This is a genomic window from Curtobacterium sp. WHRI 8282 (genome assembly GCF_040223925.2).
GTDB lineage: Bacteria > Actinomycetota > Actinomycetes > Actinomycetales > Microbacteriaceae > Curtobacterium > Curtobacterium flaccumfaciens.
This window is the reverse complement of record NZ_JBEHCD020000002.1, coordinates 463,058-483,263: the sequence shown is the minus strand read 5'-3', so window position 1 is coordinate 483,263 and position 20,206 is coordinate 463,058. Positions and strand designations below refer to the sequence as shown.

Sequence of the window (20,206 nt, the reverse complement as noted above, 5' to 3'; positions counted from 1 at the left end):
GGCGTGCAGCGAGCGTGCGCCCCGGGAGCGGCGGGGTCAGGCGTTGACGGGGACGGCGCTGACCGTGGTGTCGATCGTGCACTGGCCGAGCACCCGCGTGCCGACGTAGACCACGGCGGTCTGCCCGGGAGCGACCCCGTGCAGCGGCTCGTCGACGTCGATGACGAGCACGTCGTCCTGCACCCGGGCGGTCGCGGGCACCGGGTCGGCGTGCGCGCGGATCTGCACGTCGCAGGCGAACGGCGTCGCGGGGTCGGCCGGGGCCGTGCCCGCCCAGGTGAACCGCGAGCCGGACATCGAGGTGACGGCGAGGGCTTCCTTCGGGCCGACGACGACGGTGTTGTCCTTCGGACGGATCTCGAGCACGAACCGGGGCTTGCCGTCGGGTGCCGGGCGGCCGAGGGCCAGGCCGCGGCGCTGTCCGACGGTGTAGCCGGTGGCGCCCTCGTGCGAGCCGACGACCCTGCCGTCACGCTCGACGACGTCGCCGGGGGCGGTGCCGACGCGGTCCGCCAGCCAGCCGCGGGTGTCACCGTCCGGGATGAAGCAGATGTCGTAGGAGTCCGGCTTCTGGGCGACCGTCAGCCCGCGCTCGGCGGCCTCGGCCCGGACCTCGTCCTTCGACGGGGTGGCTCCGAGCGGGAACATCGCGTGCTGCAGCTGCTCGGCGGTCAGGACGCCGAGCACGTACGACTGGTCCTTGGCCCACGCGGCCGACCGGTGCAGTTCGCGGGAGCCGTCCGGACCGGTGACGATCGAGGCGTAGTGCCCGGTCGCGACGGCGTCGAACCCCAGGGCGAGTGCCTTCTCGAGCAGCGCCGCGAACTTGATCCGCTCGTTGCAGCGCATGCAGGGGTTCGGGGTGCGGCCGGCCTGGTACTCGGCCACGAAGTCGTCGACGACGTCCTCCTTGAACCGGGCCGAGAAGTCCCACACGTAGTACGGGATCCCGAGGGCCGACGCGGCGCGCTGGGCGTCCATCGAGTCCTCGATGGTGCAGCATCCGCGGCTGCCGGTACGCAGGGTGCCGGGCATCCGGCTCAGGGCCAGGTGCACGCCCACCACGTCGTGGCCGGCGTCGACCGCCCGGGCTGCGGCCACCGCCGAGTCGACACCACCGCTCATCGCCGCAAGAACACGCATGCGTCCAGGGTAACCCGCCGACGAAGCGGTACCGCTGGCGTACCGTTGGTCGGGCGATGGCCACGACGGGGAACGACTCATTCGACTTCCGGTCCGTCCTGCTGTCCGGGTTCCTGCCCGCCGCGCTCTTCGCGATCGGCGAGGGCGCGATCATCCCGATCATCCCGATCGCCGCCGACTCCCTCGGCGCCAGCCTGGCGTTCGCGGGCTTCGTCGCCTCGCTCATCCTGGTCGGGGAGCTCATCGGCGACGTGCCGTCCGGCATCGTCGTCGCCCGCATCGGTGAGCGGAACGCGATGATCGGCGCCGCGCTCGTCTCCGTGGTCGGGCTCGTCGTCGCCACGACGGCCGCGAACGCCTGGGTCCTGGCGCTCGGGGTGTTCCTGGTCGGCGTCTCCACCGCGGTGTTCGCGCTCGCCAGGCACGCCTACATGACCACCGCGATCCCCCTGCGGATCCGGGCCCGGGCGCTGTCGAGCCTGGGCGGCGTCTTCCGCTTCGGCTACTTCGTCGGCCCCTTCATCGCCGCCGGCGTCATCCACCTGACCGGCACCACCAGCAGCGCCTTCTGGATCCACGTCGTCTGCTGCCTGGCGGCGGCGACCGTGCTCCTGGTGCTGCGCGACCCGGCGACGGGCACACGCGGCCTGCGGTTGCCGCCACGGGCCTCCCGGCGCTCGGCCGACCACGCGACCGACGCGAGCGACCACGCGACCGAACCGCCCGCCGACACCGGCGCGCAGTTCGTCCAGCAGGAGGCGCAGGGCCTCTTCCGCACCATCCGCGCGAACGGGGCGGTCCTGCTGCGGCTCGGCAGCGGTGCCGGCCTGATCGGCGCGATGCGCGCCGGACGACAGGTGATCCTGCCGCTCTGGGCGGTGAGCGTCGGCCTCGACGACTCGACCGCGGCCCTCGTGATCGGCATCGCCGGAGCCGTCGACTTCGCGCTCTTCTACACGAGCGGGCAGATCATGGACCGGTGGGGACGGCTCGCGAGCGCGCTGCCCTGCATGCTCGGCCTGAGCATCAGCTACTTCCTGCTCGCCTGGAGCGGCCACCTGGACGCCCGGGTCGGCTGGTTCGTCGCGATCGCGATGGGCATGTCCCTGGCCAACGGGGTCGGTTCCGGCATCCTCATGACGCTCGGCGCGGACCTCGCACCGCGCGACGCCCCGGCACCGTTCCTGGGGGCCTGGCGGTTCACCGGCGACTTCGGGTCGGCGGCGGCACCGCTCCTCATCTCCGGCGTGACCGCCGTCGCGTCCATCGCGGTCGCCAGCGGGGTGATGGGCGTGCTCGGCCTGGTCGGCGCGGGCATCCTGCTCCGGTACGTCCCCCGGTACCTGCCGCGCCCGCTGCGCTGACGCGCTCACGCGCTGACGTGCTGCCGCGCTGCCGCGCTGTCGTCCCGTGCGAGGTTCCGTACTCGGTGGCACTCGGCCCGCCCCGCACCACGTCCGGTTCCTCGCACCACGTCACGTCCCGCGCACGGTGCGTCCCACGGCCTGGAGGCCCGACGCACGTCCGCCCCGCACGCCGCGCTCGGTAGACTGCCGCTGCTCGCGGGAGTGGTGGAATCGGTAGACACGCAGGATTTAGGTTCCTGTGCCCCAGGCGTGAGGGTTCGAGTCCCTCCTTCCGCACCGAGTCCCCCCAGGCGCACCGTTGCGGTCATCCGCACGCCTCGAGCAGGTCAACCCTGCGAGGGATGGCCCGGTCACTTCCGGGCGGTACCCTCATCCCGCGGGAGTCCTCCCCGTGACTCCCGCCTCCACGACCGGAAGAACCATGCACTCCGTCGCACTCGCCCTGATCCCGTGGCTCGATCCGCAGTACATCCTCGACCACTTCGGGGCCATCGCCGTGCTCGTGGTCTGCGCGATCGTGTTCGCCGAGACCGGTCTCCTCATCGGCTTCATCTTCCCGGGCGACAGCCTGCTGGTCATCACCGGCCTGTTCGCCTTCGACCGCGGTGGCGAGATCGGCGGCATCCCGATCTGGGTCGCGGCGCTGATGATCGGCGCCGCCGCGTTCCTCGGCGGTGAGCTCGGGTACTACATCGGCAAGAAGGCCGGGCCACCGATCTTCGAACGCAAGGACAGCGGGCTCTTCTCGAAGGCGAACGTCGAGCGCACCAACGCGTTCTTCCACCGTTTCGGCCCCCTCGCCGTGATCCTGGCGCGCTTCGTGCCGGTCGTCCGCACCTTCGCCCCGATCGCCGCGGGCGTCGGCCGGATGGACTACAAGAAGTACTCGCTCTACAACGCGATCGGCGCCGTGGTCTGGGGCGTCGGCGTGACGTTCCTCGGGTACTTCATCGGGCACATCCCCTTCGTGGCGCACATCGTCCGCGAGTACATCGACATCATCCTGCTCGCCGCGGTCGTCGTGACCGTCGTGCCGATGGCGCTGACGTACCTGCGCAACGCCCGCAAGGCGAAGCACACGAACGAGGCCGAGGCCACCACGGCCCCGACGGTCGACCCGACGCTCTAGCCGCAGGGCTGGCGCACCGCGCACCGGCGTACCGCGCACCGCGCACAACCGAAGTCGCCTCGAACCCCGAGATCACGTGGTTCGGGGCGACTTCGGTTGTGCGGAACGGAAAGAGCGCGGACGCTCAGACGCCGAAGTGCTCCTGCACGATCGGCGCGATGCCCCGGAACGCCTTGCTGCGGTGCGACAGGGCGTTCTTCTCGTCGCGGGTGAGCTCCGCCGACGAGCGGTCGGCGTCGTCCGGTCGGAACACCGGGTCGTAGCCGTGCCCGCCGTCACCGACGGGCTCGGTCAGCACCTCGCCGTTCCAGACCGCCTCGACGACGTGCTCCTGACCGTCGGGCGTCACGAAGGCCGCTGCGCACACGAACGCGGCGGTCCGCTCGACGACACCCTGCAGGTTCGTGAGCAGCAGCGCGATGTTGTCGGCGTCCGAGCGGGTGCCGGCGTAGCGGGCCGAGTGGATGCCCGGTGAGCCCCCGAGGGCGTCGACCGCGATCCCGGAGTCGTCGGCGAGCGCCGGCAACCCCGTGTGTGCGACCGCGGCACGCGCCTTGATCAGGGCGTTCGCCGCGTAGCTGTCGCCGTCCTCGACCGGCTCGGGACCGTCGTACCCGACGAGTTCGACACCCTCGCCGAGCGCCGACCCGAGGATCTCGCGCAGTTCGACGACCTTGCCCTGGTTGTGGGTGGCCAGCACCACCTCGCGGGACGTCACGCCAGGCCCAGGACCGAACGCTGGATCGCCGCGAGCGACTGGTTGCCGGCGAGGCCGAGGTCGAGCAGGACGTTCAGCTCGTCTCGGTCGAACGGCGCGTGCTCGGCGGTGCCCTGCACCTCGATGAACTTGCCCGACCCCGTCGTGACGATGTTCATGTCGGTGTCCGCTGCGGAGTCCTCGGTGTAGGCCAGGTCGAGCATCGGCTCCCCCTTGACGATGCCGACCGAGATCGCCTGCACGCTGTCGGTGAGCGGGGTGGCCTTCTTCGCGATGAAGCCCTTGGCGCGGCCCCACTCGATCGCGTCGGCCATTGCCACGTACGCGCCCGTGATCGACGCCGTGCGCGTGCCGCCGTCGGCCTGCAGCACGTCGCAGTCGATGACGAGGGTGTTCTCGCCCAGGGCCTTCGTGTCGACGACGGCGCGGAGCGAACGCCCGATCAGGCGGGAGATCTCGTGCGTGCGGCCGCCGACCTTGCCCTTGATGGACTCGCGCTGCATGCGCTCGTTGGTCGACCGCGGCAGCATCGAGTACTCGGCGGTGACCCACCCGGTGCCCTTGCCGGCGAGCCAGCGGGGCACGCCGTTGGTGAACGACGCGGTGCAGAGCACCTTGGTGTTGCCGAAGGAGATGAGCGCGCTGCCCTCGGCCTGCGTGCTCCACCCCCGCTCGATGGTGACGGGACGGTGGTCGGTGGCGGTACGGCCGTCGACGCGGAGGTTGTCGGTCATGGGGTCCTTTCGGTGCGGGGCAGCGTGATGGCCCCCGTCTGGAGGTGGCCGACGCTCGAGACCTCGGGACCGAGGAAGCGCCGGGCGAGCCGGATGAAGCCGTTCTTGTCGTCGCCCGTCGCCTCGAACGAGTACGTCGGGGCGGTGGTCGCGGTGCGCTCGAGCCCGTGCTCCACGAGCCGGCGGTAGACGTCGTTCGCGGTCTCCTCGGCGCTGGAGACGAGCGTGACCTCCGGACCCATGACGAACTGGATCGCGGCGGACATGAGCGGGTAGTGGGTGCAGCCGAGCACGAGGGTGTCCACGTCGGCGGCACGGATCGGGTCGAGGTACCCGGCCGCGATCTCGCGCAGCGACGGCGACGAGGTGTCCCCCGCTTCGACGAACTCGACGAACCGGGGGCACGCGGTGGTGGTCAGCGTGACGTCGGCGGCGACCGCGAAGGCGTCCTCGTAGGCGCGCGACGCGATGGTGCCGACGGTGCCGATGACCCCGATGCGGCCCGTGCGGGTCTGCTTGACGGCGGCGCGGGCCGCGGGCTGGATGACCTCGACCACGGGGATGCCGTACGCCTGCTCGTACCGTTCGCGGGCGTCGCGGAGCACGGCGGACGAGGCGGTGTTGCACGCGATCACCAGGGCCTTCACGCCCTGCTCGACGAGATCGTCCATGACCTCGAGCGCGTAGCGGCGGACGTCGGCGATGGGCTTCGGGCCGTAGGGCGAGTGCACGGTGTCGCCGACGTACCGGATGCTCTCGCGCGGGAGCTGGTCGATGATGGCGCGGGCCACGGTGAGGCCGCCGACCCCGCTGTCGAAGACTCCGATCGGTGCATCCGTCACGGCACCAGCGTACCGATGCCCGTCCCGAACCCTCGCACCGTGCGAGGTCCGCCCACGCGCCGTGCGAGGTTCCGGACTCGGTGCGACCCTCGGCGGGTACCACCGAGTACGGAACCTCGCACGGACCGAACCGTGACGCCGGGCGCCGGGCGTGATCCGGGCCTCCCGAGGGTCACGTCACTAGTGTCGGAGACGTGACCAGCGCGCTCCTCACCGACCAGTACGAGCTCACCATGGTGGACGCCGCCCTGAAGGACGGCACCGCCGACCGCCGATGCGTCTTCGAGGTGTTCGCCCGGCGGCTGCCGGACGGCCGCCGCTACGGTGTCGCGGCCGGACTCGGACGCTTCCTCACCGCCCTCGGCGACTTCCGCTTCGGCGACGAGGAGATCGGGTTCCTGCGCGACCGCGGCGTCATCGACGCCGGCACCGCCTCGTGGCTCGCCGACTACCGGTTCGGCGGCGACGTCCGCGCCTACCGGGAGGGCGAGGTCTACTTCCCGAACTCCCCCATCCTGCAGATCGAGGGCACCTTCGCCGAGGCCGTCGTGCTCGAGACCCTCGCCCTCAGCATCTTCAACGCGGACTCCGCGATCGCCTCGGCCGCCGCCCGCATGGTGTCCGCCGCCGACGGCCGCCCGCTCGCCGAGATGGGCTCCCGCCGCACCGGTGAGTGGAACGCCGTGGCCGCCGCCCGTGCCGCGTACATCGCCGGCTTCGGTGCGACGAGCAACCTCGAGGCCGGCCGCACCTGGGGCATCCCCACGATGGGCACCGCCGCGCACGCCTTCACGCTGCTGCACGACTCCGAGGAGCAGGCGTTCCGTTCGCAGCTCGACGCGCTCGGCAGCGGCACGACCCTGCTCGTCGACACCTACGACATCGAGGCCGCGGTCGAGACGGCCGTCCGGCTCACCGACGGCAAGCTCGGCGGCGTCCGGATCGACAGCGGCGACCTGCCGTCCGTCGTCGCCGCCGTGCGTGCGCAGCTCGACCGCCTCGGTGCGACGGGCACGAAGATCACGGTGACGAACGACCTCGACGAGTACACGATCGCCGCGCTCCGAGCCGCCCCGGTCGACTCGTACGGCGTCGGCACCTCGGTCGTCTCCGGCTCCGGGCACCCGGCCGCCGGCATGGTGTTCAAGCTCGTCGCGCACCGGGACGCGGACGGCGGCGACTGGGTCCCCGTCGCCAAGAAGTCGGCCGACAAGGCGTCGATCGGCGGCCGGAAGGAGGCGGGCCGACGACTCCGCAACGGCGTCGCGACCGCCGAGATCGTGCTCACGGGTGCGCAGGTCGGCCCGGACGAGCGGCCGCTGCTGGTCCCCGTCGTCAGCGGCGGCGAGGTCGACCCGGCGTTCCTCGGCACGCAGGGCGTCGAGGCCGCACGCGCGCACCACAAGCGCGCGAAGGCGGAGCTGCCCGCCGACGCGTCCCGCATCGGGCGCGGCGACCCCGCCATCCCCACCCTGGTGATCTAGGGCACGCACGCACGAACGCATCGCGCGTCGCGCCTCGCGTTCGCGTCGCCGCTTCGTGAGCAGAAATGGTCGGGTGTCCGAGGGTGACCCGACCATTTCTGCTCACGATGCGCGGTCAGCTGACGCAGACGACGGACGGGAGGCCCGTGGCGGCGTCGCCACGGGCCTCCCGTCCGTCTGCTGGTCGCGTCTACTCGGCCTTCATCTTCTCGTAGATGGCCTTGCAGTCCGGGCAGACCGGGAACTTCTCCGGGTCGCGACCCGGGATCCACTTCTTGCCGCACAGGGCCTTCACCGGCTTGCCGGACATGGCCGACTGCAGGATCTTGTCCTTCTTCACGTAGTGCGAGAACCGCTCGTGGTCACCGGGTTCGATCGCTTCGTCTTCGAGGAGCTTCTCGAGCTCCCGGTCCATCACGTCGAGGCCGCCGCCTGGTTCCGTCATGCTCATGGGTCCAGGGTACGACGGTCCGGCCTCGGGCGCGCCGCTCGTTGCGCTGCGCCGCTCGTTGCGCTGCACCGCTAGTTGCGCTGCGCCGCGGCGAGCAGGTCGGGGCCGCGGCGGTCGAACAGGCGTCCGCCCGCGGACACACCGATCACGAGCACGACGGCACCGACCCCGATGCCCACCAGGAGCGTCAGCACCGACCACGGCTCCGGTCCCTGCACGGCGGCGAGCACCGCGAGGCCGACAGCGGGGACCGTGCAGAGCACGATGCCGATCACCATGGTCGCCTGCGCGACCGTGGCGGTGACGCCGGCGGCCTGCGGCTGCTGGAAGGGATGGTCGCCCGGGCGCACCGTCGGGTAGGGCATGAGCACGGACAGGACGCTCGACAACCCGAGCCCGGACAGCAGGGCACTCGCACTGACGCCGATGAGCAGCGGGAAGGCGGCCCAGTCGCCGAACAGCCACGCGGACAGCGCGGCCCCGGCGACGATCGCGGGCGCCCCCACGACCAGCACGGGAACGACACGACCGAGCCGGTCACTCCACCCGGGCGCACCGGACGCGACGTGCAGCCACACCGCGGTGTTGTCGTACGAGACGTCGTTGTGCGGCAGGAACCCGGCGATCAGGGCCATCAGCGGCAGCGGTACGAGGGCGGTCCACTGCCACGGCACCCCGGCGACGCCGAGCGGGATGACGACGATCGGCACGAGCAGGATGATCAGGTACGACGTGCGGTACCGCGGGTCGCGCGCCCAGTAGGTGAGCGCCCGGGCGGCGACGGCCGACACCGGGGCCGAGCCGAACCGGTCGAACCAGCCCAGGCCCTGGTAGCGGCGGGTGCGGGCGCGGTCGTCGACGGTCTCGAGCGCACGGCCGACGAGCGCCCACCACGCCCAGGCGAGGAGCGCGACGACGGCGACCGCGACGAGGAGCTTCACGACACCGGCGCCGACGTGGCCGCTCGCGACCTCGGCGGGCACGGCCCACGCGGCACCCCAGGGGGTCCAGCCGGCGACGTCCGCGACGCGCTGCATCTCGGTGCCCTGCGGGTCGAGCCAATCGACGCGCAGCAGCAGCGCCACCGTCGGGATCGAGAGCGCGATGATGACGAGGGCCACCAGCCACCCGGCGTCGCGGGAGCGGTCCGGCCCGATCAGCCGGGAGCCGACGGTGCAGCAGACGCGGATCAGGAGCGCGCAGGTCGCGACGCCGAGCAGCCCGCCGAGGACCGCGAGCAGTCCGAGACCGGGATCGCGGGCCCAGGCGACGACCTGGCCGACCGCCACGACGACCACGCCGATCACCGGGATGCCGACGAGTCCGGCGACGACGAGCCCGATCGCCAGGCGACGGCGCTCGATGCCGAACACCGCGAAGCGCCGCGGGTCGAGCTGGTCGCTCCGGCCGAGGACGAGCGGCACGACCGTGAACCCGAAGGTGATCAGGGTGCCGACGGGCACGATGACCGCACGCGCGACGTCCGGGTCGACGTCACCGAGGGCGATGGTCTGCGACGCGACGAACACGGCGGCGAGGAGTCCGACGAGGCTGGCGAGCACGACGGCGACGGACCGGCGGGCGGTGCCCCGGACCTCGCCCGAGAGCAGGTCCGCCCTCAGCCGGAGAAGCTGTGCAACCATTCCATGCTCTCCGCGACGACACGACCGCCGGCGAGTTCGACGAACTTGTCCTCGAGGCTCTTGCGCCCGCGGACCTGGGCCATGGTGCCGGACGCCAGGACCTTGCCGCCGACGATGATGGCGACCGAGTCGCAGGTGCGCTGCACGAGCTCCATCGAGTGGCTCGAGAGCACGACCGTGCCGCCGCCCCGGGTGTACCGGCGCAGGATGTCCGTGATCGTCGCCGCACTCACCGGGTCGACCGACTCGAAGGGCTCGTCGAGCACGAGCACCCGCGGCGAGTGGATCAGGGTCGCTGCCAGGGCGATCTTCTTCGCCATGCCGACCGAGTAGTCGGCGACCTGGCGGCCGAGCGCCTCGCCCAGCCCGAAGGCCTCGGCGAGGTCGGCGCTGCGCTTCCGTGCGGTGGCACCGTCGAGACCGCGGAGCGTGGCCGAGTAGTACAGGAGCTGCGCACCGGTCAGCCGGTCGAACAGCCGGAGCCGGTCCGGCAGGACGCCGAGACTGCGCTTCGCCGCCGTCGGGTCTGCCCAGACGTCGTGATCGAGCACGGTCACCGAGCCGGCGTCGGGGCGCAGCAGTCCGGTGATCATGGACAGGGTCGTCGTCTTGCCGGCGCCGTTCGGGCCGACCACGCCGAAGATCGAGCCCTGCCGGATCTCGAGGTCGACCTCGTCGACGGCCAGGGTCTGCCCGTACCGCTTGACCAGGCCGCTCGCTGCGAGCACGACGGGCTGGAGCGTCTGCGGCTGCTTCGGTGCGGCGCTGCGCGGCGCACGCTTCTTCGTCGCGGGCGGGGTGGCGGTGGTCGCCCGGCCGGCGTCGTCCGTCACGTCGTCCGCGTCGGTCGGGACGGGAGGCTCGGCGTCGGTCCGCGGGGCGGCCTTCGTCGGGCGCTTGGTGCGTCCCTTGCCGTTGCGCGCCTTCGCGAGGCGCGGCGCGGCGGCGGCCGCGTCGTCGGCGCGGGTGTCCGTCGTGGCGTCGTCGGTACGGGTGTCCGTCGTCGCGTCGGTACGGGTGTCCGTCGTCGCGTCGGTCATCGCGTCATCAGTGGCGGCGTCGTCCGCATCAGTGTCCCCCGTGTCGTCGTCGGCTGCGTCGCCCTCAGCAGCCGCGGCGGTGTCCGCTTCGTCGGCGTCCCCCGCCTCGGTCATCCAGGCAGCGTCGGCCGTGGCGTACACGTCCTCGTTCTCTGCTCGCGCTGGCATCGACCCACCGTACCAACGCTCTCCGACCGTCGGGAACCGTCGCGGCCCGGGTCACGAATTGAGTACGAAGCGCGCAGACCCGTACCCCGCGAGGGGGTGTTTCCGTATCATTCACCAGGGCACGAAGGAGTGTTCACCACTTGGAAACCTGCTCCAGCAGGCGATCCCGGCGGCCTCTTCGCAGCGACGACCACGTCGACACGAACGGTTCTCGGGCAACTCGGACGTTGGAAGCGCAGACTCGACGAGGCCCGCCCGTACCCCAGGGTGCGCGGGCGGACACCAGAAGGGACCAGCATGACCACGCAGATCGTGATCCTCGCAGCGGGGATGGGCAGCCGTCTCGGCCGCAGCCTGCCGAAGCCGCTCACGGAGCTCAGTGACGGCCGCACCATCATGCAGCAGCAGTTCGACAACATCCGCGCCGCGTTCGGTTCGAGCGCCCGCGTGACGATCGTCGTCGGCTACAAGTCGGAGCACATCGTCGAGGCGTTCCCCGAAGCGAACTTCGTCTACAACGAGTCGTACGACTCCACCAACACCTCGAAGAGCCTGCTGCGTGCCCTCAAGGCCACCGGCAAGAGCGGTGTCCTCTGGATGAACGGCGACGTGGTCTTCGACCCGATGGCGCTCGTCCGTGCGGCCGACATGATCGACGAGGGCCGTTCCTTCGTCAGCGTCAACACCGACAAGGTCTCCGACGAAGAGGTCAAGTACACCGTCGACGCCGAGGGCTTCATCCACAAGCTCTCCAAGCGGGTCGTCGGGGGTCTCGGCGAAGCCGTCGGGATCAACTACGTCTCCGCAGCCGACAAGCAGGCCCTCATCCGGCAGCTCGGTCGCGTCGACGACCAGGAGTACTTCGAGGGCGGCATCGAGGCTGCCATCGCCGAGGACGGGCTACGCTGGACGCCGATCGACATCTCCGACCTGTACGCGGTCGAGATCGACTTCGCCGAGGACCTCGAGCGCGCGAACAACCTGTTCGCCTGAACCACCGTCAGGACCCCTCGGCGGTTCCGCCCGAAGGGAAACCGTGACCACAGCGAGTGCGCCGACCGCGCCCGTGGCTCCCGCACCCGCGAAGGCCCGGAGCGCCGGTCGGCGCTATCGTCAGGCCCTCTGGTTGCTGACCGTCCGCGACCTGCGGGTCCGCTACTCGACGTCGGCGCTCGGCTACGTGTGGTCGATCCTCGACCCGCTCGTGATGTCGGGGATCTACTGGTTCGTCTTCACGCAGGTCTTCCACCGCGGCTCGGTGGGTGAAGATCCGTACATCGTGTTCCTGCTGTCCGCGCTGCTGCCGTGGATGTGGTTCACCGGTGGCGTCTCGGACTCCACCCGGGCGTTCATCAAGGAATCGAAGCTCATCCGCTCGACCACCATCCCCCGCACGATCTGGGTGGCACGGATCGACGCGTCGAAGGGCATCGAGTTCCTGCTGAGCCTGCCGGTCCTGGCCGCCTTCGCGATCGCGACGGGTGCCCACCTGCACTGGCAGGTCGTGTTCTTCCCGCTGGCGATCGTGCTGCAGTGCGCGCTGGTCTACGGCCTGGGGCTCATCGTCGCCCCGCTCGTGGTCTTCTTCCGTGACCTGGAGCGCGCCACCAAGCTCGTGCTGCGGTTCCTGTTCTACGCGTCCCCGATCATCTACGGCACGCACGCGCTGCCTCCCGCCCTGCGGGACATCGCCGCGATCAACCCGCTCACCGGCATCTTCGGCATGTACCGTGCGGCGTTCTTCCCCGGCCAGCTCGACTGGCTCGAGGTCGGAGCCTCGGTGGTCGTGACCGGCATCGTCCTGGTGATCGGCTTCGCGGTGTTCCGCCGCAGCGAGCACCGCGTGCTGAAGGAGCTGTGATGACCGCGACCGACCAGACCCGACGCACCGAGACCGTCACCCCGGTCATCTCGGTGCGCGACGCCGGCATCTGCTTCAAACGGAACCGTCGCGCGAGCCGGAACTTCAAGGACCTGTTCGCCGGACGCGGGCGCCGCAAGCGTGCCGATGAGTTCTGGGCGCTCCGCAACGTGTCGTTCGACGTCCGCCCGGGCGAGGCGATCGGGGTCGTGGGGCGGAACGGACAGGGCAAGTCGACCCTGCTGAAGCTCGTGGCCCAGGTCATGCTGCCCGACGAGGGCCGCGTCGACGTGGGTGCCGGCGTCGCCCCGCTCATCGAGATCACGGGAGGTTTCGTCGGTGACCTCACCGTGCGCGACAACGTGTACCTGACGGCGGGCCTGCACGGCATGTCCCGGGCCGAGATCCGCGACGCCTTCGACGAGATCATCGACTTCGCCGAGATCGCCGACTTCGTCGACACCCCCTACAAGCACCTGTCGAGCGGTATGAAGGTCCGCATCGCGTTCGCGGTGATCTCGCGGCTCGACGAGCCGGTCATCCTGGTCGACGAGGTGCTGGCGGTGGGCGACAAGGCCTTCCGCGAGAAGTGCTACAAGCGGATCGAGCAGCTCCTGGCCGGCGGCCGGACGCTGTTCTTCGTCTCCCACAGCGACAAGGACCTGCGCCGCTTCTGCGACCGGGGGCTCTACCTCGACAAGGGTCGTCTGCAGCTCGACGGCACCATCGAGGCCGCGCTGGCCCGGTACGCGGCCGACTACGGCTCCTGACCGGCCGGGGTACTCCCCCTGCACCAACACGGGCGTCTGTGGCTCCCTCCACAGCCCGGGCCCTCGTGGCCGCCCCCGGGGTCCCGCCGTCGGACCCTCCCCCTAGCGTTCCCCCCATGCACCACCCACCAACCGCGTACGCCGTCCCGTTCGCCGTCGACCGATCGCACGCACCGCGTCGGTACGACCTCGTCAACACCGGCCCCGAGCCGGTCGACGGGCTCACGCTCACCCACCTGGGCAACGGGTACTGCCCGCCGCTCGCAGTGCGCCGCCTCGACCCCGGCCGATCGCTGTCCCTGGCGGTCTTCGGCGCCGACCCCGAGGACACGGGAGTCGTCATCGTCCGGTGGCGTCGGCCCGACCGGTCCGAGTACCTCTGGCGGATGTCACTCGTCGGGCCGGGGATGCAGCCGTGACGCAGCACCGGCCTCCGGCACGGAGCCCGCGGGGTGACGATCGTCCGTCAGGCCCCGTCGCGTTCGGCGGCAACGGTCCGCCACCGCTCGAGCAACCACTCCACTGCCGCGTGGAACCGCGCCGTTGCCGCACCCGGGGTGGTGTCGCCGAAGTACCGGGCGACCCAGTGCTGCAGGCGGGCGAGCTCCTCGGCGTCGCTCGCGGCCGCGTCGACCCGGGCGAGCACCGACGGGGCGTCCGCCGCGGTCAGCCAGTTCGCGTCGCTCAGGTAGCCCCGCTCGTCGACGTCGGCCTCGGGCGACACCGGCCGCGTGACGATGAGCGGCTTGCCCACCGCCAGTCGGTCGTAGATCATCGCGCTGATGTCGGTGATCGCCACGTCCGCGTCCGCCAGCTGCCAGCCGAGGTCACCGCCGTCGTCGTACAGGTGGTGCGCGGCCGGGTCGGCGGCGTTGGCCGCGCTGATCGCCGCGACGATCCGCTCGTGCGCCGCGCGGTAGGCGGGGTCGAGCACACCGCTGCGTGGGTGCGGGCGGTACACCAGACGGTGGCGGGGCGATGCGAGCACCTGCTCGGCGATGACCGTGCCGTGCGACGCGATCGACCCGTACGCCGCGGCACCGCGGTCACCCTCCCACGTCGGGGCGTACAGCACGACGGTCCGGTCGTCGTCGGGGTACGGGGCCGCTCCGGCGAAGTGGTCGGCCTGCGGGCGTCCGATCGCGATGGTCCGGGCGTCCAGGTCGTAGTCCCACAGCGCCTCGGCCAGACGGTCGCGTGCCGCGTCCCCCGCGATCAGGGCGTAGTCGTACGCCTTGAACTGGTTCGTCGTCATGTACATCTTGTCGCTCTCGCCGTGGTTGACGAAGACGTGCCACATCCGCCCGTACCGCATCATCTGGAAGTTGCGGGCGTTCTGGTTGACGTACAGCACCACCTTCGGCGCCTGCGTGTCGACGAAGTGTTCGAGGTCGACCACCTGCCGGGCGTAGACCGCGGGCACGGGCGACTCCTCGAGCAGGGTCAGCATGGTGCCCGGGCTCCGCGAGATGATCGCCACCGGGTGCGTCTTCGCGAGTTCGGCCAGCGGCGCGTACCACTGGCGCACCTGGTACATGTTGACCGGACCGTCGGCGAAGTACACGGCGATCTCGACCGAACCGGGCGCCGGCTTCGGCGCCGACGGCAGTCGCCGTGCGAGCTGCTGCCGGCTCCGGCGGGACGTCAGGAGTCGCTCGACGAGCCGCAGCGCGGTCCGCAGGTCGCTGATGATCGACATGGTCCTTCTCCGGGTCTGCTCTGGTGGGACGAGGCGTGCGGGTCAGACGACCGGCGGCCGCCCTGCGATGGTCATCCGTGCGACTGTGAGCCAGCCCATCGGGCGGACCGGACCGCAGTCGGTCGTCCATCCTTCACGGATCCCACCGAACCAGGTGGCCAGTCGGCGGGGGTGACGCCACCAGCGCGTGATCTGGATCGCGGCCCACGACCCCACGTACACCGGGCGCAGCACCGCGGGCAGGTTGCGCCGAGCCAGCCACACCCGGTTCCGGGCGTTCAACCGGTAGTACTCGGTGTGCCGCGCCGGGTCGATCGCGGGGTGGTGCGCCACGAGGTCGCCGGCGTACCAGGTCCGACGGCCGGCATCCCACACGCGCCAGGCGAGCTCGATGCCCTCGTGGGCGTAGAAGTACTCGGCCCCCCAGCCGCCGACGGCACGGTAGACGTCCATCGGCAGCACGACGGCGCCTTCCCAGACCGAGAACACCGGCGACGAGTGGTCCGGCTCGCCCTTCCGGATCCGCGGCACCCATCGGCGGGGGTTCGCGGCACCCGTGGGGTCGACGACCCGGGGCTGCACGAGGCCGAGCGACGGATCGTGCTCGAACAGCGCGATCGCGTCGCGCAGGAACGTCGGCGACGGCACCGACGCATCGTCGTCGAGGAAGAACACGTAGTCACCGTCGACGACCTCGGCCCCGGCGTTCCGACCGGCCGGGATCCCGACGTTCTCGGGCAGGGCCAGGGCTCGCACACCGTCCGGCAGGCCCGTGGGTACCCAGCCGTTGCCGACGCAGACGACGTCGAGCTCGACGTCCTGCTGGGCGAGCACGCTGTCGAGGCCGCGGCGCAGGTCCTCCGGCCGGGTGCCCTGCGACAGGCTCACCACGGCGACGCGCGGTCGTCCGCGGTGCACCACCGCGTGCCGGCGCAGGGTTCCGGGCACGGTCGTGTCCTCGGTCACGCCTTGACCCGCTTCGAGGCGATGATCGCCAGGAAGTGCCCGATCGTCGCGAGCACGGCGAGCGGCAACAGCGCACCGACCAGGATCCGGCTGGCGAGCGGGTCACCGATCACCAGGGCGAGCAGGGCGAAGACGAACGCGAGCATGCTCAGCTCGACCGAGTGGTACAGGCGGTGGAACGGCAGGAACCGTGCCACGCGGCGGAGCGAGGCGAGCCTGCGGCCGGACGGGGCGGTGGACGCATCGCGTCGGTCAACCAGCTTGTCGAGCCCGGCGTTCGCGCGGGCCACGTGCACCATGTCGTTCAGGGCCTTGTTGAGCACGATGACCAGGCCGAGTGCGCACCCGATCGTGGTCCACATCCAGTCGGCGCCGTGGATGGGCCAGGTGGCCGCGCGGATGCCGAGCGCGACCGGGATCAGTCCCTCGGTCGTGTAGTGCCCCACCTTGTCCAGGAACACCCCGGCGGGCGACTTGGTGCCGCGCCACCGGGCGACCTCGCCGTCGGAGCAGTCGACGAGCATCTGCAGCTGGCCGAGGACCAGTGCCAGGGCGGCGCCCCAGATGCCGGGGATGAGCAGGGCGGCGGCGACACTCCAGCCGACCAGGATCATCAGGCCGGTGACCTGGTTCGCGCTGACGCGGGTCTTCAGGAGCACCCAGGTCAGGTACGGCGAGACGTCGCGCAGGTACAGCGAGGCCGTCCAGTGCTCGGCGTTGGCGCGCGCACGGACCTCGTCCGGCTGGGCGACGGCCCGGAGTTCGGCGATCGAGTTCGGCCGTGCGGATCCGCGGCCGGTCGTGGGGTGGTCGGTCATTCGGTCACCGTCCCGTGTGGGTGGTCAGCTCGGACGTGCGGGTCAGGAACCCGATGATGAACCCGAGCCCCCAGCCCACGTGGATGCAGGGCAGCACGACGAGCAACCAGAGGAGCGTCGGCAGCCCGGAGCGGCGCGCCACCGCGATCGACCCCAGGACGACGAAGAGCAGGTAGACGACGGGCACGACGAACCCGAGCAGCGCCCAGGCGAGCGGGGTGCCGAGCGCCGCGCCGACGATGCCGACGAGTCCGGCGACGACGCCCAGCGCCATCGCCGCGACCATCGCCGGCGGCACGAAGTAGCGCAGGCCGTTGTTCGCAGGGAACCGACGCGCGAGCTCGCCGCGCCAGAGCCCGGTGGCGACGAACTGCCGCACCAGGCGCTTCAGGCTCGGCCGCGGGCGGTAGGTGACGACGAGTTCCGGCGTGAACCAGACGGTCCCGCCGGTCTGGCGCAGCCGCCGGTTGAGTTCCCAGTCCTGGCCGCGCTTGATGCCCTCGTCGAAGAGGCCGACGTCGAACAGCCGCTCACGTCGGAACACGCCGAGGTAGGCGGTCTCGGCCGGGCCGGCTGTGCCGCCCACGTGGTGCGGCGTGCCGCCGAGGCCGACACGGCTGCCGTAGGCCAGGGCGACGGCCCGCTCGAAGGGGGTCCGGCCCTCGGCGCGCATGATGCCGCCGACGTTGTCCGCTCCGGATTCCAGGAGCGTGCGCACCGCGATGCGCGTGTAGTCGGTGGGCAGGACCGAGTGCGCGTCGACGCGGATGACGACGGGGTGCACGGACGCACGGATCGCGACGTTCAGCCCGGCGGGCGTCGAGCCGACGGGGTTGTCGATCGCGCGGATCCGTGGGTCGGCAGCGCTCATCTCGGCGACGAGTTCGTTCGTGCCGTCGATCGACGGCCCGAGCGCGAGGATGACCTCGAACGGGCCCGCGTAGTCCTGGTCGAGCAGACTGCCGACGGCGGCCCGGACCTCGGTGACCTCGTTCAGCACGGGCATCACGTACGAGACGCCCGGCAGGGGCTGTCCGTCTGACTGCATGCGTACCTCGGGGTGCTGGCTTGGCGGCACGGGACGCACCGGGGCGGTGCCGCCCCGCAGAGCGACCATGAGCCTATCAAGAGGCCGAACCGCCCACCTGCGTCGGCGCGGGACGCGCCCCCGTGACGGACTGGAGGCCCGGCGCACGTCGTGCCCCGGGCCTCCTGTCCGTCGTGTGGTGGCGTCAGCCCTTGCTGTCGTACGTTCCGAGCTTCACGTCGGCCTGGCGGGTCTGACCGTCGCGGACGTAGCTGATCGTCGTCGAGGCGCCACCCGCGAAGAAGCGCACCTGCGCGGTCAGGTCGGTGGCGTCGGAGACCGACGCCGAGCCGATCTTCGTGACGACGTCGCCCTTCTGCAGACCGGCCTTCGCCGCGGCACCGCCGTTGGACACCGACTTGATGAGGGCGCCGACCTGGGTGGCGCTGGCGTCCTCGGTGGCGTCGCCGACCGTCGCGCCGAGGAGCCCGTGGGTCGCCGAGCCGTTGTCCTTGATCTCGTTCGCGACCCGCTTGACCAGGTTGGCCGGGATCGAGAAGCCGACGCCGATGCTGCCGGCGGCCGACTCCGACGACGAGCTGCCAGCCGAGGCGATGGCCACGTTGATGCCGATCAGTCGGCCCTTCGAGTCGAGCAGCGCACCGCCGGAGTTGCCCGGGTTGATCGAGGCGTCGGTCTGGATGACCGGGAGCGAGACGGTGGTGTTCGCGGACGAGCTGCTGCCGTTGTCCCCGTTGCCCCAGAAGTCGAAGGGACCCGAGCCGCCGTTGCCGCCCTCGTTCGAGTCGCCACCCTCGCTGGGGGCGCTCGAGGTGACCTGGATGCTGCGGTTCAGGGTCGAGACGATGCCGTCGGTGACGGTGTTCGACAGGCCCAGCGGCGCACCGATCGCGACCGCGGTGTCCCCGACGTTGAGCTTGGACGAGTCCGCGAACTCCATCGGCTTGAGGTCGGTCGCATCGATCTTGATGACCGCGAGGTCGACCGTCGGGTCGGTGCCGATGAGCTTGCCCGCGTAGATCTTGCCGTTCGAGGTCGTCACCGTGATCCGGCCGTTCGAGCTGTCGCCGTCGAGGGTGACCACGTGGGTGTTCGTGACAATGTAGCCGTCCTTGCTCATCACGACACCGGAACCGGTGCCGGCCTCGTTGCTCGCCGACACGTTGATCGTGACCACGGACGGGGTCGCCTGTGCCGCGACGGCCGTGACGACGGTGGCGGAGTCGTAGTCGTTGACGGTCAGGTTGCCGCCCTGCGACGAACCAGAGGACACCACGCTGCCACCGTCGTTCGCCGCCGACGATGCGAGCCACCCAGCACCGCCACCCACGAGCCCGGCCACGACGAGACCGGCGATGATCGGCAGGAGCAGCTTGTTGCGGCCCGAGCGCTCCTTGGTCGTCGTGGTCGCCGCGGCACCCGAGGCGTCGTCGCTGAAGTAGTGCCCGTTGCGCTGGTTCGCGCCGTCGACGTCGCCGAAGGCGCTCGTGGCGGACTGCGGGGCCTGCGCGGATGCGTTCGCGTACTCGGAGGACGAGCTCGGAGCGGACGAGGACGTCGGCTGGGCGTACTCGCCGTAGCGGGGGCGTTCGGCGCCCGGCTGGCCGTACTGGGACTGCTGGCCGTACGGGTTCTGGGCCTGCTGACCGTACTGCGACTGCTGGCCGTACGGATTCTGGGCCTGCGGCGCCTGCTGACCGTACTGCGACTGCTGGCCGTACGGATTCTGGGCCTGCGGCGCCTGCTGGCCGTACTGCGGCTGCTGGCCGTACGGGTTCTGGCTCTGTTGCGACTGCTGGCCGTACGGGTTCTGGGACTGCGGTGCCTGCTGGCCGTACGGCGACGTCTGCTGGCCGTAGCCGCCCTGCTGCGCGCGCGAGGAGTCACCGGAGACGGCCGGGTACGGCGCGGTGTAGCGGTCGGTCGGGTGGTCCGTCGACGACGGGATCACGTCCGTGTGGTCCGGGGTCGTCTCGTCGTTCTGGTTCGGGCGAGAAGTCTCGTCCGGCTGGTCGGAGTCGTTCGGCATCGACGTGTTCCCTCTCGTGGCCGCTGCTGCGGCGTCCTCACTGGCGGCAGGCGGAGCCGCATCGTCCGGACGGCGGTCGTCGCCCTGCCCGTCGGGCGTGGTGTCGGTCATGCTGGACGTGCTCCTTTCAAGCTCGTGCAGTCTGTCGCAAGCACCTGAGCGGTCCTTCTGGCGAGGCTGCGAGCCACCCCTGGCGATCTTATGCGTGCGCTGTACACGGTGCCCCGGTCCGCCGCGGGACGGACAGCTAGGTTGGGGTCCGTTCAGCGCGACACGTCGTCGCCCGCACGGGAGGG

Annotated in this window: 19 protein-coding genes and 1 tRNA gene; 8 read left to right on the top strand and 12 right to left on the bottom strand. The window is 71.2% G+C overall.

The window, feature by feature from the left end:
* Positions 1-36 precede the first annotated feature (36 nt).
* The gene (gene mnmA, locus ABRP24_RS08590) at positions 37-1,143 is read right to left on the bottom strand and encodes a tRNA 2-thiouridine(34) synthase MnmA (protein ID WP_349848015.1); all 1,107 of its coding nucleotides are present in this window, start codon (positions 1,141-1,143) and stop codon (positions 37-39) included.
* Positions 1,144-1,199: 56 nt separating this feature from the next.
* On the opposite strand from mnmA, the gene ABRP24_RS08585 reads away from it, so the two are divergent.
* The 3 genes from ABRP24_RS08585 to ABRP24_RS08575 all read left to right on the top strand — a co-directional run bounded on the left by ABRP24_RS08585 (position 1,200) and on the right by ABRP24_RS08575 (position 3,639).
* A complete protein-coding gene (locus ABRP24_RS08585; protein WP_027464604.1) occupies positions 1,200-2,507 on the top strand; it encodes an MFS transporter in 1,308 nt (435 codons plus the stop codon).
* 198 nt (positions 2,508-2,705) lie between these two features.
* Positions 2,706-2,786: transfer RNA gene (locus tag ABRP24_RS08580), tRNA-Leu, on the top strand.
* Positions 2,787-2,931: 145 nt separating this feature from the next.
* Positions 2,932-3,639, top strand: a complete 708-nt coding sequence (locus ABRP24_RS08575) for a DedA family protein (RefSeq protein WP_027464603.1) — start codon at positions 2,932-2,934, stop codon at positions 3,637-3,639.
* Between the two features lie 124 nt (positions 3,640-3,763).
* Here ABRP24_RS08575 and rdgB read toward each other — a convergent pair whose 3' ends face one another.
* The 3 genes from rdgB to murI are packed head-to-tail and all read right to left on the bottom strand — an operon-like array spanning position 3,764 to position 5,933.
* Entirely contained in the window at positions 3,764-4,357 is a 594-nt protein-coding gene (gene rdgB, locus ABRP24_RS08570; protein ID WP_301600352.1) for an RdgB/HAM1 family non-canonical purine NTP pyrophosphatase, read from the bottom strand.
* Positions 4,354-5,091 (bottom strand): ribonuclease PH, encoded by a 738-nt coding sequence (gene rph, locus ABRP24_RS08565; protein ID WP_027464601.1) that lies wholly within the window; start codon positions 5,089-5,091, stop codon positions 4,354-4,356. The genes rdgB and rph overlap by 4 nt, the downstream gene beginning before the upstream one ends.
* Entirely contained in the window at positions 5,088-5,933 is an 846-nt protein-coding gene (murI, locus tag ABRP24_RS08560; RefSeq protein ID WP_301600353.1) for a glutamate racemase, read from the bottom strand. Before murI ends, rph begins: the two co-directional genes overlap by 4 nt.
* Before the next feature lie 194 nt (positions 5,934-6,127).
* Here murI and ABRP24_RS08555 point away from each other — a divergent pair, with 194 nt between their 5' ends.
* On the top strand, positions 6,128-7,417 hold the full coding sequence (locus ABRP24_RS08555) for a nicotinate phosphoribosyltransferase (RefSeq protein WP_301600354.1): 1,290 nt from the start codon (positions 6,128-6,130) through the stop codon (positions 7,415-7,417).
* 190 nt (positions 7,418-7,607) lie between these two features.
* Here the strand turns inward: ABRP24_RS08555 and ABRP24_RS08550 are convergent, their stop codons facing one another.
* The 3 genes from ABRP24_RS08550 to ABRP24_RS08540 form a co-directional block, all read right to left on the bottom strand.
* On the bottom strand, positions 7,608-7,868 hold the full coding sequence (locus ABRP24_RS08550; protein WP_123313364.1) for a DUF3039 domain-containing protein: 261 nt from the start codon (positions 7,866-7,868) through the stop codon (positions 7,608-7,610).
* Positions 7,869-7,939: 71 nt separating this feature from the next.
* A complete protein-coding gene (locus tag ABRP24_RS08545) occupies positions 7,940-9,511 on the bottom strand; it encodes an ABC transporter permease (RefSeq protein WP_301600355.1) in 1,572 nt (523 codons plus the stop codon).
* Positions 9,487-10,719: an ABC transporter ATP-binding protein gene (locus ABRP24_RS08540; RefSeq protein ID WP_302475673.1), complete on the bottom strand. Its 1,233-nt coding sequence runs from the start codon at positions 10,717-10,719 to the stop codon at positions 9,487-9,489. Before ABRP24_RS08540 ends, ABRP24_RS08545 begins: the two co-directional genes overlap by 25 nt.
* Before the next feature lie 297 nt (positions 10,720-11,016).
* Here ABRP24_RS08540 and ABRP24_RS08535 point away from each other — a divergent pair, with 297 nt between their 5' ends.
* The 4 genes from ABRP24_RS08535 to ABRP24_RS08520 all read left to right on the top strand — a co-directional run bounded on the left by ABRP24_RS08535 (position 11,017) and on the right by ABRP24_RS08520 (position 13,769).
* Positions 11,017-11,712 (top strand): NTP transferase domain-containing protein, encoded by a 696-nt coding sequence (locus ABRP24_RS08535; RefSeq protein ID WP_027464596.1) that lies wholly within the window; start codon positions 11,017-11,019, stop codon positions 11,710-11,712.
* Between the two features lie 43 nt (positions 11,713-11,755).
* On the top strand, positions 11,756-12,580 hold the full coding sequence (locus tag ABRP24_RS08530; RefSeq protein WP_232536603.1) for an ABC transporter permease: 825 nt from the start codon (positions 11,756-11,758) through the stop codon (positions 12,578-12,580).
* Positions 12,580-13,350 (top strand): ABC transporter ATP-binding protein, encoded by a 771-nt coding sequence (locus tag ABRP24_RS08525; RefSeq protein WP_071246545.1) that lies wholly within the window; start codon positions 12,580-12,582, stop codon positions 13,348-13,350. Before ABRP24_RS08530 ends, ABRP24_RS08525 begins: the two co-directional genes overlap by 1 nt.
* Positions 13,351-13,466: 116 nt before the next feature.
* The gene (locus tag ABRP24_RS08520; protein ID WP_027464593.1) at positions 13,467-13,769 is read left to right on the top strand and encodes a hypothetical protein; all 303 of its coding nucleotides are present in this window, start codon (positions 13,467-13,469) and stop codon (positions 13,767-13,769) included.
* Positions 13,770-13,816: 47 nt separating this feature from the next.
* On the opposite strand, the gene ABRP24_RS08515 is transcribed toward ABRP24_RS08520, so the two are convergent.
* The 5 genes from ABRP24_RS08515 to ABRP24_RS08495 all read right to left on the bottom strand — a co-directional run bounded on the left by ABRP24_RS08515 (position 13,817) and on the right by ABRP24_RS08495 (position 20,021).
* Complete coding sequence (locus ABRP24_RS08515; protein WP_111057027.1) at positions 13,817-15,049, bottom strand: CDP-glycerol glycerophosphotransferase family protein; 1,233 nt, start codon at positions 15,047-15,049, stop codon at positions 13,817-13,819.
* Between the two features lie 42 nt (positions 15,050-15,091).
* A complete protein-coding gene (locus ABRP24_RS08510; RefSeq protein ID WP_349848136.1) occupies positions 15,092-15,967 on the bottom strand; it encodes a glycosyltransferase in 876 nt (291 codons plus the stop codon).
* A 44-nt stretch (positions 15,968-16,011) separates the two neighbouring features.
* Positions 16,012-16,833, bottom strand: coding sequence for a CDP-alcohol phosphatidyltransferase family protein (locus ABRP24_RS08505; protein ID WP_176708342.1), 822 nt, complete (start codon positions 16,831-16,833; stop codon positions 16,012-16,014).
* 4 nt (positions 16,834-16,837) lie between these two features.
* Complete coding sequence (locus ABRP24_RS08500) at positions 16,838-17,881, bottom strand: glycosyltransferase family 2 protein (RefSeq protein ID WP_027464590.1); 1,044 nt, start codon at positions 17,879-17,881, stop codon at positions 16,838-16,840.
* Between the two features lie 184 nt (positions 17,882-18,065).
* Entirely contained in the window at positions 18,066-20,021 is a 1,956-nt protein-coding gene (locus ABRP24_RS08495; protein ID WP_349848026.1) for a trypsin-like peptidase domain-containing protein, read from the bottom strand.
* Positions 20,022-20,206: the final 185 nt, after the last annotated feature.